This is a genomic window from Lwoffella lincolnii, assembly GCF_037201985.1.
In the GTDB taxonomy this organism is placed as follows: Bacteria; Pseudomonadota; Gammaproteobacteria; order Pseudomonadales; family Moraxellaceae; genus Psychrobacter; species Psychrobacter lincolnii.
In genome coordinates this window covers 1,243,408-1,259,408 of sequence record NZ_CP147511.1, presented here as the reverse complement: position 1 = coordinate 1,259,408, position 16,001 = coordinate 1,243,408, and the positions used below count along the sequence as shown (strand labels likewise).

At 42.5% G+C, this 16,001-nt stretch carries 14 protein-coding genes; 11 read left to right on the top strand and 3 right to left on the bottom strand.

The window, feature by feature from the left end:
* Positions 1–96 precede the first annotated feature (96 nt).
* Entirely contained in the window at positions 97–3,057 is a 2,961-nt protein-coding gene (locus tag WDM69_RS05750) for an ImpA family metalloprotease (protein WP_338755096.1), read from the top strand.
* 134 nt (positions 3,058–3,191) lie between these two features.
* On the opposite strand, the gene ilvD is transcribed toward WDM69_RS05750, so the two are convergent.
* Together ilvD and WDM69_RS05740 are read right to left on the bottom strand one after the other, a co-directional pair.
* Entirely contained in the window at positions 3,192–5,090 is a 1,899-nt protein-coding gene (ilvD, locus tag WDM69_RS05745; RefSeq protein ID WP_078307042.1) for a dihydroxy-acid dehydratase, read from the bottom strand.
* Positions 5,091–5,202: 112 nt separating this feature from the next.
* Positions 5,203–5,961 (bottom strand): hypothetical protein, encoded by a 759-nt coding sequence (locus WDM69_RS05740; protein WP_338755095.1) that lies wholly within the window; start codon positions 5,959–5,961, stop codon positions 5,203–5,205.
* Between the two features lie 228 nt (positions 5,962–6,189).
* Between WDM69_RS05740 and WDM69_RS05735 the strand changes: the two genes are divergently transcribed.
* Complete coding sequence (locus tag WDM69_RS05735) at positions 6,190–6,618, top strand: HIT family protein (protein WP_205760102.1); 429 nt, start codon at positions 6,190–6,192, stop codon at positions 6,616–6,618.
* Between the two features lie 12 nt (positions 6,619–6,630).
* Here WDM69_RS05735 and WDM69_RS05730 read toward each other — a convergent pair whose 3' ends face one another.
* Positions 6,631–6,981: a hypothetical protein gene (locus WDM69_RS05730; protein WP_078306775.1), complete on the bottom strand. Its 351-nt coding sequence runs from the start codon at positions 6,979–6,981 to the stop codon at positions 6,631–6,633.
* Positions 6,982–7,275: 294 nt separating this feature from the next.
* Here WDM69_RS05730 and dusB point away from each other — a divergent pair, with 294 nt between their 5' ends.
* The 9 genes from dusB (at position 7,276) to lptC (ending at position 15,871) form a co-directional block, all read left to right on the top strand.
* A complete protein-coding gene (gene dusB / locus WDM69_RS05725; protein WP_338755094.1) occupies positions 7,276–8,310 on the top strand; it encodes a tRNA dihydrouridine synthase DusB in 1,035 nt (344 codons plus the stop codon).
* Positions 8,311–8,408: 98 nt separating this feature from the next.
* Positions 8,409–9,008, top strand: a complete 600-nt coding sequence (locus WDM69_RS05720) for a 6-pyruvoyl trahydropterin synthase family protein (RefSeq protein WP_338755093.1) — start codon at positions 8,409–8,411, stop codon at positions 9,006–9,008.
* Between the two features lie 37 nt (positions 9,009–9,045).
* Complete coding sequence (tsaE, locus tag WDM69_RS05715) at positions 9,046–9,501, top strand: tRNA (adenosine(37)-N6)-threonylcarbamoyltransferase complex ATPase subunit type 1 TsaE (protein ID WP_338755092.1); 456 nt, start codon at positions 9,046–9,048, stop codon at positions 9,499–9,501.
* Complete coding sequence (mutL, locus tag WDM69_RS05710; protein WP_078306771.1) at positions 9,491–11,281, top strand: DNA mismatch repair endonuclease MutL; 1,791 nt, start codon at positions 9,491–9,493, stop codon at positions 11,279–11,281. The genes tsaE and mutL overlap by 11 nt, the downstream gene beginning before the upstream one ends.
* A gap of 41 nt (positions 11,282–11,322) precedes the next feature.
* The gene (miaA, locus tag WDM69_RS05705; protein ID WP_078306770.1) at positions 11,323–12,558 is read left to right on the top strand and encodes a tRNA (adenosine(37)-N6)-dimethylallyltransferase MiaA; all 1,236 of its coding nucleotides are present in this window, start codon (positions 11,323–11,325) and stop codon (positions 12,556–12,558) included.
* A 272-nt stretch (positions 12,559–12,830) separates the two neighbouring features.
* Complete coding sequence (gene hfq / locus WDM69_RS05700; RefSeq protein WP_078306768.1) at positions 12,831–13,433, top strand: RNA chaperone Hfq; 603 nt, start codon at positions 12,831–12,833, stop codon at positions 13,431–13,433.
* Between the two features lie 40 nt (positions 13,434–13,473).
* Positions 13,474–14,451, top strand: coding sequence for a KpsF/GutQ family sugar-phosphate isomerase (locus tag WDM69_RS05695; RefSeq protein ID WP_078306767.1), 978 nt, complete (start codon positions 13,474–13,476; stop codon positions 14,449–14,451).
* A 170-nt stretch (positions 14,452–14,621) separates the two neighbouring features.
* Complete coding sequence (locus WDM69_RS05690) at positions 14,622–15,167, top strand: KdsC family phosphatase (RefSeq protein ID WP_338755091.1); 546 nt, start codon at positions 14,622–14,624, stop codon at positions 15,165–15,167.
* 128 nt (positions 15,168–15,295) lie between these two features.
* The gene (lptC, locus tag WDM69_RS05685; protein WP_158077859.1) at positions 15,296–15,871 is read left to right on the top strand and encodes an LPS export ABC transporter periplasmic protein LptC; all 576 of its coding nucleotides are present in this window, start codon (positions 15,296–15,298) and stop codon (positions 15,869–15,871) included.
* Positions 15,872–16,001: the final 130 nt, after the last annotated feature.

Here is a 16,001-nt window from a genome sequence, read left to right as displayed (position 1 = left end):
AATGTTTAATTTTATTAACATATTTTAAGCATGAAAATTTATTGATTATCTATTTAAATGTACCGATATTTATCGGCTGGTTTTTGGAAATTGACCATGTTACCTATGTTGTTTGCTCAAAAAAAAATATCGTTATTGGTGGTTGCTGTACTGAGTTTATCTGCCGTTGGTTGTGGTGATGACAGTTCATCAAAATCTGTAAAGTCTACAGAAGAAACCATATCAACTCATGCATCAACCAATCTTAGAAAACAAGAAGCTACAACGCCCATTGAAAGTAAAACAGATGGTAAAATCATAACCAAGCCCACGACCCCAAAAAATCCGGTTAAGTCAGTAACTCCAACTAAGCCCATAGTTACTGTTCCTACTACCACATCTGCCACTCGCATAGCAAATGCCTTGAAAACAGGTGATGCCAGCATCTTGCAAGCTCAAGATCGAGTGGTGTTGATAGCTGATATCAAAGAATCTTTAAACGCCATCAGAAATGACCAAAAAAACATTCTAAATCAAATACTTACTGCCGATAGCCAGCCGTTAGACCAGACGTTGCAACTTACCAATCGTACTGTGCCATTTTATCCAACCAATTCTGCAGTTGTCATTCCTTTACTGCAAGGTTCTAAGGGGCTTAATTTGGCAATGTTATCAACTGCTTATGATGGGCGTGGTTTAAGCTATGCCACCGACATTATTTCGGCAGTAAATCAAGGGCAACATACTCAACATCGCCCTATTTTGGATAATGCCATGCGTTGGTTAGCGACAGGTCATGTGGATAAGAACCGTCCCATCAAGCTTAAAATTGCTGGTGTTAACTATGACATCAAACAATTTAAAGCTTATCTTGATGGTTTAGATAATGTCTCTGCCACTGTGGTAACTTGTCGGGAGTTAACAGATGCTTGCTTATCGCAAGCAGATGTGGTGGTTTTTGGTCATGGTAATGAGAGTATCACGCATGGGGCGACCCTCAGTCAAATGCTGATGAAGAAAGGTAAAGGTGTATTGTATTTAGGCAATAACTGGAATCAAGGCTCATCAGCGGTGGCATTAGGTAAAACACTAGGGTATGGTTCTGATGATTATGCAGGCAATTATTTTCGTTCGCCAGCAGAGCTGAAGAGTTCACAAAGCAGTATTAATGATTTTTGGCAAAAAATTGATTCTCTAAACAGATTATCCCAAGCCATTGACATTGCAGAGGGTAAAGATAGCAGTGTGGTTAATGCTAATCACCCTATCGTTACTGCCTTGAGTATTAACCATCTTTCATCACTTAACCGACTGGGACAAAGTATCTTTACTGATAATAATGGCAGTAAAGTCAGTAACCGCTCAGAATCCTTATGGCGAAAGCTTGTATTATTGTCAGACAGCTATCGGACCAGTGCCACCTATCAAGGTCAAAAGCCCAAGAATGCCCAAATATTTATGCAGACTTATTTGGCAGATACATGGGTTGATTATCTTAGAGAACATCAAACTCCTGTTATCAAGGGAGCAGGTGAGTACATGCCAGCTGCTGCCAAAGATATTGCGGTAAGTACAGATTGGGAGACCATTGACATCACCTTACCACAGGACTCAGGTTATACCATGATTGGACGTGCTAGCATCATGGGTAAACCTGTTCAAATACAAGTGGTTAATGCTAATGGAGCAAGGCTTGCGGTGCAGACCAGTTTTATTCGTGCTAATGGCTCACCGTTTAATGGTTATGTCAGACCGCTTAAACCTAATAGCCCCAGCATTCCACTAAATTATCATGCCATGAGTACTTTAGGTACTGTACAATTTAGCAGTCCATATGGTGGGCCTTTGGTACTAAAATACGATAGGGCAAAAGCCAATCAAACCATCACCTTAAAAGTTAAGGGGGTTGCTAAATACGCTCACTATGATTACACCAAGCCGATGACCACTGCTCAAATTGCTCAAGCAGATCAAGCATTGGCAGATGGTCGTTTTGGTTGGAATACCATCAAGCTAAATGGCGGTGAGATTCAGCAGACAATTGGTTATGCCAAGAAAGCCATTGGCAAAAAATCGGTAAAAAATTATGTTGATAATATTCAAAATTACATCTTTACTAGTAACCAATTGGCATTAGGTTACAATAACCAACCACTTAGCTCCATTACTACCCAACGTTGTCAACAGTTGGGCTGGGACTGTACTGGCAATGTGCATAATCCTAAAGACATTCAGCACTTTGTCGGTTATGTGGCTCAGTGTGGCTTTTTATGCTCAGGTCAACCAATTGATGGTTATGCTGCCATCAATTTTGGATGGGGATATGCTCATGAGCTTGGGCATAATACGGTACAAAGAACCATGACTGTGGCATTCAAAAGTTCTCATACGGGCAAGACGATTGGTTGCTTGGTGGAATGTGATAACAATCATTTGGCAGGTTTGAGTGAATTAAGACAGTTTGAGGGCTTGGGAATAGAAAATACACATAAAGCTGATAACTTTGCCCATTGGCAGATTTATCAACAGATAAACAATGCCAGAAAGATGAAATTGACAGATGAAGCACTTCGAAAGCAGGTGGAAAAAAATATCTGGGATGGTGATGGCTATCAAAATAACAACGGCAAACGAGCTTTTTTAATGCAACAGGCATTTTTATTTACCAAGCTTATTGATAAAAAAGCCAAGCCTGATAGCAATGGTGTATTTTCATACTTTGCTTTGTTGAGCATTGGCGACCGTTTGGTGGGGAAAATGGATTTAAGTAAGGCCAGTATGGCGGATAAAAAAGCCTTTGGTCTTGGTGCGTATGATAAAAGTGATTTTAGCAATCCCGAACTGGATTATATATTAAGCTCAGTCATTTTAGGCTATGATTTAAAACATCTATACACTGTATATGGCATTCCGTTGTCTGACAAAGCAAAATCATCAGTGCAAATGCTCAATTTACCTGACGTACCGTTGCAGTTTTATGCTTTACCAAAAAATAAAGCCAACCATTTGGTGTTAGGTCAATGGATAGATTTGCCTACTACTGGAGAATTGAAAGTCTATCCATATCCAGTTTCTTAATCTTGTCGGGTAATTGGGTAAGTTGAAGTGGGGTAAGTTAAAAATGGTATGATTAATATTGCCCTAACATTAGGGCAATATTTTTTATTTCGTGACTGTAAAACCACCAATGTAATAATTAGGTAACCATCATGTCATCTCTCCACCTGACTGACATCTCTGACCGCCCCTGTGTCAGCACTGGTGGTCATTGCTGCATAGGCACGCAAGGCTTGGGACACATGGCGAATGCGATTGGTAGGCTTCCACGCATGTTTGCCACGCGCTTGCATCGCTTCACGGCGTTTTTGAAGCTCTGCGGGGTCAACCGCCAAGTTGATGGTGCGGTTGGGAATGTCAATATGAATGGTGTCGCCGTCTTCTACCAAACCAATCGCACCCCCTTCAGCGGCCTCTGGGCTGGCATGTCCAATGGATAAGCCTGATGTGCCACCTGAAAAACGCCCATCGGTCAATAATGCACACGCTTTACCCAACCCTTTAGACTTTAGGTAGCTGGTGGGGTAGAGCATCTCTTGCATGCCCGGCCCGCCTTTTGGGCCTTCATAACGAATGATGACAATATCACCTGCAATGATTTGGTCTGCCAAAATGGCTTCAACGGCGTCATCTTGGCTTTCAAACACACGCGCCTTGCCTGTGAATGTCAAAATACTGTCATCGACACCTGCAGTTTTTACCACACAACCACGCTCAGCAATGTTGCCAAATAACACCGCCAAACCGCCATCTTGTGAGTAGGCATGTTTCACATCACGGATACAGCCACTTTCACGGTTTAAGTCAAGATTTGGATACTCTTTGTTTTGGCTAAAGGCTTGGGTGGTGCGTACGCCACCTGGGGCGGCAATGTATAAAGCACGAGCTTGCGTATTATCAGGATTCATCACATCCCAAGTTGCCAATGCGTCTTTTAGGGTGGGGCTATGTACGGTGGGCAGGCTGGTATCTAACAATCCTGCACGGTCAAGCTCTGCCAATATGCCCATCACACCGCCAGCACGATGCACATCTTCCATGTGGTATTTTTGGGTGGCAGGGGCAACCTTTGATAGGCAAGGCACCAAGCGAGACAGACGGTCAATGTCTGCCATCTTAAACGCCACACCCGCTTCATTGGCTGCTGCCAGCAGATGCAAAATGGTATTGGTTGACCCGCCCATGGCGATGTCTAAGCTCATGGCGTTTTCAAAGGCGGATTTGGTGGCAATTGAGCGTGGCAAAACACTGTCATCACCCTGTTCATAATGACGCTTAGTAATCTCAACAATCATTCGCCCCGCCTTTAAAAACAGCTCTTGACGCTTGGCATGGGTTGCCAGCAGTGAGCCATTACCGGGCAATGACAACCCCAACGCTTCGGTCAAACAGTTCATGGAATTGGCGGTAAACATACCTGAGCAAGAGCCACAAGTGGGGCAAGCCGAGTTTTCTACCGTTTGCACATCACCATCACTGACCAAATCATCTGCTGCGTCAATCATGGCATCAACAAGGTCAAGTTTGCGAATGGATTGCCCTTGGTCATTGACCACCGTTTCATGCACATTACTGCCATCAACCAAAGTGCTGGCGAGTACCTTGCCAGCTTCCATTGGGCCGCCAGAGACAAAAATCGTTGGAATATTAAGACGCATCGCCGCCATCAACATACCGGGGGTGATTTTATCGCAATTACTGATACACACCAAAGCATCAGCACAATGGGCATTGACCATATATTCTACGCTGTCAGCAATCAAATCACGGCTTGGTAAGCTATAGAGCATGCCTGAATGTCCCATGGCAATGCCATCATCAACAGCGATGGTATTAAACTCTTTTGCCACCCCGCCCGCCTTTTCAATCTCACGAGCGACCAATTGCCCCATGTCTTTAAGATGCACATGCCCCGGAACAAATTGGGTAAAGGAATTGGCAATGGCGATGATGGGTTTTTGAAAATCAGCATCGGTCATGCCAGTGGCACGCCACAAAGCCCTAGCCCCTGCCATGTTGCGACCTGCGGTGGAAGTTTTTGAACGATAGTCAATGGCATGTGTCTTGTTGTCATCAGTCATGGCGTTAATCCTGTGTTAATCCTGTTAATGGGGTGAATGTGGATAATCTAAATAATGTGAATGTGAATAATGACAATGTTGTCATTCATAACACGTTGGTTTTGATGGCATTGTCTAACATAAACAAGGCGTTCAGGTTTTCGTTAAGTTCGGTTAATAAGCTGATGGCATAATGTGTGGGCAGCAGCTGATATGCCCCTGACTTGGGAATCAGATGGCTTAGCGTATCACCATCACCAGATGTCATATTCAGACTTAACGGCAGATTGCCTTGATACAACACATCAACCCGACCATACAATGACCAGCCATCAATGGCAAGCCTTAAGGCGGTGTCTTGTTCTTGGCAATAGATGGGTTGCAACGGTTGAGTGCTACTCTGCCAATGCAACCGTAATGCCAATAATAACTCTGGCTGATATAAGACCGCTGAGCCTGCGACACGCACAAACCAAGGATTGACAATGTTGAACATGTGGCTAATGTCGCCGCTGTTCATGTCATTACTGTTAATATCACTGATGTCATCGTGAATGCCATATGTATTTGCCAACAACTGTTTGGCATCATCTGCTGTCATGGGTTGATTAAACTGGCTTAATAAAGCAGGGGTGAGTGGATACTGTTGTTTTTGCTCATCGTCTAATTGGTCATAATGATACAAAAATGGCAATCTCCCATGTTGATGGCAGATGCGTTCTGTGACTTTACAATTATGCACTTGCCAAGATGTCTGTGGGGTTAATAGCAATGACAATAAATCATGACCCAATTCACTGGCGTGTTTACTGACAGTTTCATCGGTGGTTGCGGTTTTATTGGTGGTTGTGATTATGGCATTCATTATGTGAATTTAAGGTTATGATAAGTTTATGAATAAAAGGGTAAACATCTGATTGATTTGGTGGTATGATTTTGTGAGTCTTAAATGCTCAACGTCAAATACCCCATGTTAGACATGAACCATTTCATATTTAACGTAAAAACATATTTAACGTAAAAACATGAACGTAAAGCAATTTTAACGTGAAATGGTTTTAACGTAAAATCATGACACAAAAAAAAGGATAATATCATGCCAGTTTATGATGATGACAATATTTTTGCAAAAATTCTACGTGGTGACATTCCCAATCACACCGTCTATGAAGATGATAAAACACTGGCATTTATGGACGTGATGCCACAAGCTTACGGACATGTGCTTATCATTCCTAAATGTCAAGCAACTGAGTTGACTGATTTACCAGCAGATGATGCCTTAGCGGTGATAAAAACAGCCAAAAAAGTCATGAAAGCCCAACGGCAAGTGCTTAAATGCACAGGCATTGTACAAATGCAGTTAAATGGCGAACAAGCAGGTCAAAGTGTCTTTCATTACCACACACATCTGATTCCCACCCATGTTCATAAGCTTGGTAAACACGCAGGAGAACAAGCCGACGCTGACAGCTTGGCACAACTGGCAAGACAGCTTGCTGATGCGATTGAATCAATTTAGGATTGATGTGTGTTAGGGCTGGCTGGGCAACACTTTTTTATAAAAATATTTGGATTTGCCCGAGATGATTTTATCTACTGTTGTGATTAAATCTTCAACAATGTCATCATAGACCCCATAAGCCAACTCTTGCTCAAAGGACGTGAACGGATTTTTACGAATGGCAGATTTAACCTCGGTGATGCCACCTTTGCTATAAAAAAAATCCACCCGACCTGTGGTGTTTAGCACACAGCTTAACTTACCGCCATTGGTGGTGATGTCAAAGCGTTCAGGCATAAACACATAATCATCGACGTCCAAGATTTTTTTTTCAACAATTTTTTCGACGGTTTCAGTAAACAAGGATTTGATGTCAAACATGGTGTGCCTTTTATGATTTGGTTAATGTTTAGATATCAGACAATGATGCCATCAGCATAGCATATATGAATTGCCAATAAATAGCAAAAAATAGCAAAATTCTGCTCATCTGCTTGCTGATGGTTTATGATGATTTAACAATGATTTAAAAAGGCAACGATTTAAAAAGGCAACGCACACACACCAGCATGGGTGTGTTAAAATATGCCGTTATTCTTTATAAGTGGTTAAATAAGTGGCCAATTTTTCACGTGTATTTTTCATTAGCATTCAATGACATCTGTAAATGACCAAATGACATCTGTGTCTGTTAAGCGGTTAACCCCACATCTTTTACTGACTCCCTTAAATATTCACAATCAAGCCATAGACAATCGTTTGATTGTTGCCCCAATGGCTGGCGTTACAGATAACCCATTTCGCCGTTTGTGTAAATCTTTTGGAGCAGGACATGCGGTCAGTGAAATGATCATCGCAGATACTGCTTTATACGCTCGTAAAAAATCTTTATATCGTGCGAACTTTAACGGTGAAATTGCTCCCATATCTGCCCAAATTGCAGGGGCAGACCCTGATAAACTGGCTGATGCCACCCAGTTTCAGATTGATAATGGGGCTCAAATCGTGGATATTAACATGGGTTGCCCTGCCAAAAAGGTGTGTCAGAAAATGGCAGGGTCAGCACTGTTACAAGATGAAAACCTTGTTAAACGACTGCTGGACGCTGTGGTTAATACAGCACAAAAGTCTAATGTACCAGTTACTTTAAAAACTCGCCTTGGCTATGCCAATGGGCAAGAAAACATCATGCAAGTGGCACAATTGGCCCAGCAAGCAGGCATTGCTGCCATTGCCATTCATGGGCGTACTCGTGAAGATAAGTATCTTGGTCATGCTCGTTATGAGCTGATAAAGCAAGTTAAAGATAGCCTAAGCATTCCTGTGATTGCCAATGGTGATATTGACAGCCCTAAAAAAGCATTACAAGTTTTTGAACAAACAAGATGCGATGCCATTATGATAGGCAGAGCAGCCCAAGGTAACCCTTGGATATTTGCTGACATTCATCACTATCTAAGCCATGGTACGATGCCAACTGCCCCTAGCCTGAGCGTCATTCGGGACACCGTGCTGACTCACTTACAAGAGCTGTATGGCTTCTATGGTGAATATTCAGGCTGTCGCATCGCTCGTAAGCACATTGCTTGGTACACCACAGGCATTCCCAATGCCAATGCGTTTCGTGATGTGATGTATCAAGAAGACTCCACTGCCAGCCAATACCGAATGGTGAGTGATTTTTTTACTAAAGCGATAAATGCACAATGACAGTGTGATGATAAATGACAGTGTGCTAATGACAATGTCATCATGATAATGCACTTAAAATTAATAAGTAATCAGGTCAATTAAAATAGAGAAGAATCATGCGTATCCGAAAACTGTTTAAATTTGAAAATGCCCACATTGTGCGAAACTGTAGTTCAGAACGATGTAAATATTCCATTCATGGGCATAGTTATCAGATTGAATTGATTTTACAAGCCCATCGCCTTGACCATGGGCAGATGGTGTATGATTTTGGTTTATTAAAATCGTCCATCAAGGACATCATTGACAGTTTTGACCATGCCATTTGTTTTTGGAATAAAGACGATTCAGACTATATCGATGCTTGTAAAAAATTTAGCAATCGTTGGGTAAGCCTGCCTGTGTCGCCATCAGCAGAGCAGTTTAGTCGAGTGATATTTTTTTGGGCAAAACAGATATTAGAACAAACCCACATGCAAAACGGTGAAGCTGATGTGTCAGTGTATTCGGTGATTGCCCATGAAACCGCCACTGGTTATGCCCAATGTTTTGAAGATGATGTGTTAAACGCACAAATGGGCGAGCTAAGGTTGACTGATTTTGACTTTAGCGATGCGGTTAAAGCCGAATGGAGCGACCCGTTGATGTATGATAAACTGATACACGGCGAAAAATTTGTCAATCCAACCGTCTCATTGCAAGTCAATGCAAATTAAAGTTAATATCAATTAAATTAAAGTTAATACAAGTTAAATGGTCAATAAAACACTCATTCTCACATCAGAAACTGACACTCAAGCTCTGGCCCATAATCTTGCTCAAATGAACATCACAGGCAGTGTGTGGCTATCGGGTGATTTGGGGGCAGGCAAGACCACGCTCACACGCTACTGGTTACAAGCAATGGGGCATGCTGGTGCGGTGAAAAGTCCAACTTTTACACTGGTTGAGCCATATCGAATTTGCCAAGCAGATGGCACAATCAAGCCTGTTTATCATGCCGATTTATACCGATTAGACGACCCGGAAGAATTGGATTTTATTGGCTTTTATGAATATCAAGATGAACCAAACTCACTGGTAATTATTGAATGGGCAAGCCGTGCCGAAGGTTATTTGACCAAGCCAAATGTCATCATTGATATTAAACGCCTTGAGAATGATGCCCAAACTAACCATCGAGAAGTGACCATTCATTTTGCAACCTAATCGCCCCAATCGTATTGAAAAACTCTCACCCTTGCTTATCAATCAACTGGCAGCAGGTGAAGTGGTTACACGCCCTGCATCAGTGGTGAAAGAGTTGCTTGAAAATGCCATTGATGCAGGGGCAGATGTGATTGAAATTCGCATCACTCAAGGTGGTATGGGTATGATTGAAGTGGTGGACAATGGACAAGGCATTTTGCCTGAAGACATGAGCATGGCGGTGACTCGTCATGCCACCAGCAAGGTTGCTGATGTGGCAAACCTGCATGGGATTACCACGTTAGGCTTTCGGGGTGAAGCATTGGCATCTATTGTGGCGGTATCACGAGTCTGTATCATCAGCAGTGCCGATGACACAGGGGTAGGGAGAAGACTGCTGGTTACTGGGGTGATTGGTGATACGCCTGACATTGTGCCTTGTGTGTATCAACGTGGCACACAAGTGACGGTCAAAGATTTATACTTTAATGTGCCTGCTCGCCGTGCCAATCTTAAAAACATCGCCACAGAGTACCAACACATTGAAACGGTGGTTAAGGGCATTGCCACTGCTTATCCTGCCATGACCTTACGTTTGTATCATGATGGCAAATGCCGACAACAACTACAAGCGGTTACGCTCACTTGTCATCAAAAACACACTGACAATCAAAAACACATCAACTGCCTAAGTCCAATGATTGATGAGCATCAGCAAGGCACATTGTTTACTGCATTTACTGCTTATTTAACCCGTTTACAACAGGTTTTGGATTTGTCCTGGGCTCGTTTGTTGCCCTTTTATCACCCATTATCATCTTATTTACCCCGCCTCTCTAAAAATACTGATGAATCGTCATATCTTGTGGGCTGGCTTTGGCAGTCAACAACCGCCAAATGTGAGCGTCTGATATACGTCAATCACCGCTTGATTAAATTGCCCAGCATCAGCCAACAAATTCGCCAAACGCTAACCGCACAAGGCGTTGATGCCGAATCCATCAGTTATGCTGTTTATTTTGTGTTGCCATCTGAGCTTTGTCATGTGAATGTTCACCCAAGTAAGCAAACCATTCATATTCAGGCATTAAGTGTCATCAATACCCATCTGCATGATTGTCTTAGTAAATGTTTAAATCAGCTTGATAAAACGCAACTTTGCCAACCACAGCCACACAAACAACATTCAAATAAACAACATTCACGCAAACCATCAATTCAGCCAAAACAACAGCCAAACACAACATCGGACATACCGCCACAATCTGCCCCACAATCTGCTTTAGAACAAACTCGCACACTGATAAGCCAACCTGCACAAAGCAGTTATTTTAAGTCATCTAATTTCTCTAAGTCATATGACAAACGACCATCTGGTATGGCTCAAGTCAATAGCCCACATGCCATCTATCAGCTGAGTCATGTGTCTGATTCACCAATTAACTCTCATTATTCAGCTAACCTTAACTATTCAGTTAATTTTAATCCTTTAAACACTGATGATGACCCCATCGCATTAAGTGTGATTTATCGGCTAAGTGCAAGCTTATTGTCTCATCTTGTCATCAATAGGGTATGGCGGTTGATTGACTGCTCTTGGCAAAATCAAATGAATCATTCTTTATTATTCATTAATGACAAACGATTGCGATTACCGACAGAGCATGTGCCTTGGCAATTATTATGGCATCAACAAACATTGATATTGACGCAAAACTGTCATGATTCACAAAGTTTGATTGCCAGATTAACTGGTGAAGCAACATTGCATCAGTTGCTGATACAAAACACAGTTCATTAATGGGTTAATCATAAGACAGCGTTTATTTTGACAGTTTTATTATGACAAACCATCATGTTACCAAGTTACTGACCGCCAATACTTCCTTACCAGTCGATGGGCTAAAGGACTTTATTAAACAAGACAATGCGGTGTTATGTTTACTTGCACCGACTGCCAGTGGCAAAACTGACTTTGCCCATCAGCTTTATCAGACAGGTCGTTTTGAATTAATCTCAGTGGACTCGGCATTGATTTATCAAGATATGAATATTGGTTCTGCCAAACCAACGGCTGATGAACTGATGCGTTATCCGCATCATTTGGTTGATATCATGCCACCCACTGACAGCTATGGTGTGGCGAGTTTTGTGGCAGATGTGCAAAGATTGATTGAGCAAATCCATCAGCGCGGCAAACTGCCCTTTTTGGTGGGTGGCACGATGATGTATTATATGGCGTTATTTGACGGCATATCCGCTGTGCCTGACAGTGAGCCTGAAGTGCGTACAAAAGTTGCCCAGTGGCTAAAAACAGAAGGTTTGGCCAATCTGTATACATATTTACAAACCATTGACCCCATCACCGCTCATAGGCTCAATGCCACCGACAGCCAACGCATCACTCGTGCGATTGAAGTGTATGAACAGACGAATAAACCCATCAGCCATTGGCAACAACTGCCCAAAATGGCATTGGCAAATCAACCAAATCAAGCATGGCTAGGGCTTGCGGTGATTCCTGAGCGAGCGTGGTTATATGAGCGTATCCAAAGGCGATTGGAGCAAATGTGGCAACAGGGGCTGATTTTTGAAGTGGTGCGGTTAATCCAAAAATACCCATTACACAATAACCTACCATCGATGCGATGTGTGGGTTATCGACAAGCCATAGATGGCTTAATGCAGTTGGGCTTAATTTGGACAGACACACAAGGCAAGTTATTGGTCGCATCAGATACCATGACACAGCTGATGCCCATTCAGTGGTTATTAACGCATCTGCCCACTGACCAGCATCTGAACGAACATGATTTATCTGAGCTGTTAAAACATCATCGGGCCCATTTTAAAGGCTTGCCAAACATGTCAAATCCCCCTTGCATCACTGCTGATGACGTGTTGGCTTGTCAAGATATAAAAAATAAGGCATTATATGCCACAAGGCAATTAGCAAAGCGACAATATACTTGGTTAAACAAGCTGATTATGTCATCTGATGCCATGTCTGTTCATGACGGCATAAAAACCATCATGACGTTTACGTCCATAGAACAAATACAACAAAAATTATGTTAAAGGTTGATATTTGGGTAATTTTTTAATGAAAACCCTAAAGAATTTTTAAAGACGCTTATTATAATGAGCGGTCGGTTTTTTCCTACCATTTTTATTTATCATTTTTTTATTTATCATTTTTATCATCACTGTTACCATCATCATGTCATAAGATGATGTTAAGCGTTGACGGAACAAGGTAAGCGTGTTGTTATTGTCTTTTAAAGTAAAGTTGTTATCTTTTAAAGTTGCCATCTTTTAGAATATGAATCGTCCAATGTTGGAGAATAATAATGTCAAAAGGTCAAACCTTGCAAGACCCTTTTTTAAACAGTTTGCGTAAAGATCGCATTCCAGTTTCTATTTTCTTGGTAAACGGAATCAAGCTACAAGGTCATATTGAATCATTTGACCAATATGTGGTGCTACTTAAAAACACCGTGAGTCAAATGGTCTATAAGCACGCCATCTCTACCGTTGTCCCTGCACGCAACCCTCGTAACGCTGGCACCTCACCCATGGGCATGCAATCATCGACCATTCAGTCATCAGCGATGTCATCATCTGGTTATCAAAGTGGTGGCTATGGCGCTTACCAAAGTGAAGCCGATGATGCTGGTTTTAACCGTGGTGGTTTTAGCCAAGAGCGTGGCTTTAATCGTGGCGGTTTTACCCAAGAGCGTGGCTTTGAGAGAGGTGGATTTGCCCAAGAGCGTGGCTTTGACCGTGGGGGTTTTGCTCAAGAACGTAAACTTGATAATCGCAAGTTTGATGGTGGCTTTGGTCAAGAGCGAGGATTTAATCAACCATTTGATGTCAATGCCAGTCGCCTTGAGGGCAAAGGCTTTCAAGAGACAAGTAGCAATGATTTTAATGGCGAAGATGATGAAGATTAATGACTGATGATTAATGACTGATGATTGAGATTAATGCCCAATGAGCGCCTGCCATACTGACCATCTTATCCGCCATGCCAAAGAAGCCATTCAAAAGGAGCAATCTGCCTTGTCCTTGTTGTCAGAGGAGATTGATGAGCGTTTTGAACAGGCCTGCTTAACGATTTTGAGTTGTCAAGGTCGAGTGGTGGTAACAGGCATGGGCAAATCAGGTCATATCGCCCGCAAAATGGCTGCTACCTTTGCGTCAACAGGAACGCCTTCTTTTTTTATGCACCCAGGGGAGGCTGGGCATGGTGATTTAGGCATGTTGGTCAAAGGTGATGTGTTGTTGGCGATTTCTAACTCAGGTGAGTCTGATGAAATCAAAACCTTAATCCCCGTGGTAAAAAAACTGAACATTCCGTTAATCAGCATCAGTCGAGATTTGCGCGGATTTTTGCCCAAAGAAGCAGACATTGCGTTGACTTTGGGCAAGTCTGAAGAGGCTTGCCCCCTTGGGCTTGCCCCTACTTCCAGCACCACAGCCACATTGGTATTGGGTGATGCGTTGGCGGTGGCATTGGTACACGCGCGTGATTTTACGTCAGAAGATTTTGCCTTGTCGCATCCTGCTGGGGCATTGGGGCGTCAGTTGCTCTTGACTGTGGCGGATTTAATGCACCAAGGTGATGATTTGCCTGTGGTGTCAATACATGCCAGTTTGGAAGATGCGGTGTTTGAGATGACCAGTGGACGACTGGGAATGACGGTCATTACTGATAACAATAACCGAGTGGTTGGCGTGTTTACTGATGGTGATTTGCGTCGCAGTCTTAATCGCAATCTTCAGCTTGACCATCACATCTGTAACATCATGACCAAAGAGCCAAAGTGTGTCAATAAAGACACTCGTGCGTCTGATGCTCTGTCCATTATGAATGAAAAGGGCATCAGTCAGCTGTTGATTTTAGATGATATGGCACATTTATTGGGCATCATCACCATTCATGACTTGTTGCAAGCTGGGGTTAGCTAGCGTGAGCCGTTTGGTCATTCATGAATATCAGCCATTGATTTTAGCCCATGATAAAATAACCCATTAACCCATGTCTGCTTAGAAAAAACTTAAGCAAGAAAAACAAAACTTAAGCCAAAAACCCCTAACTAAAAAATCCCTAACTAAAAAACATTGCCAAAGAGATTGCCATGACAGATTTATTAAAAAAAGCCGCTAACATTAGGCTGTTGGTATTAGATGTTGACGGTATCTTATCTGATGGCAAGATTATCTTTGATGCCAATGGTGTTGAGAGCAAACAGTTTCATGTGCAAGATGGCCTGGGCATCACGGCATTGCATCAGTATGGCATTCACGTTGCCATCATCACAGGACGCATCAGCCCCATGGTCGCCAAAAGAGCCGATGAGCTTAATATTATTCATGTGCTACAAGGGCGTGATGACAAATTGACTGCCCTAAAAGAATTGCTGGCAAGTAAAGCGTTGTTGGCAAATTTGTCCAGCCCCATCAGCCTTAATGAATGTGCTTATATGGGTGATGATTTGCCTGACATCAAGGCTTTACAGGCAGTGGGATTTGCTGCCACTGTTCCCAATGCTCATCGTGAAGTCATTAACCGAGTGGACATGGTAACCACTCGCACAAGTGGGGAAGGTGCGGTCAGAGAGGTGTGCGACTTGATATTAAAAGCCACGGGTCATTATCAAGATTTTATTGCAAAATTTGAATGATGGTTTTGATTGTAAAATTTGATTAATTAAATGTTTGATTAATTAAATTTAATTAAATAAATGGTATTGATGGTATTGAATGAATAGTAGGGTCATGTGAGTTCATTGATTTTGATAAGCCAAACACTGTGAATAACAAATATTTTTTTATCATTGCGGTTTTGATTGCCATCGTTGCGGTCTGGATATTTAACGATGTGGGGGAGATGCGACAACCAGTGGGCATCAGCCAAAATAATGTGGATACTGAAGTTACCGACATACAAGCGATGCAAACCAATGATGCTGGCGAGACTGAATATCAACTGCAAGCTGAGTCAATAACCCGTGATGAGCAGACCCACCTTGATGGTATTCAGGGGTTGCAAATGGATTGGCAAACCTCTGGTGAGCAGGCTTATGAGCTGACTGCCCAAAGGGCAACCATGAACCAGCAAACGGGAAATTTACAGATATCAGGAGGGTTTCAGCTGATGGGTATTCTGCCCAACGGTGAACAACATATCGTGGTGGTGGGTGATGGTCTTGAGGGCAACAGCAAAGATAAACTGCTGACCAGTCATCAACCCGTTAAGATCAGCCAAGGCAACAACACATTTACCGCAGGGACGATGCAAGCGAACTTAAACACAGGTGAGTTTGAATTTGGGCAAATTGAAGTGATGTTTGACCCAAGCCCCAGACAAAATAAGAGCTTGTTTTAAATACACACATAAGGTCGATACACATAAGGTCAATGCCAGTAAGACACTGATTGATGATTGACAAATTGATGTGATTGACAAATTGATAAAGCCAAATTGCTTTACTTGAGCAAGTTGAGTAAATGATATG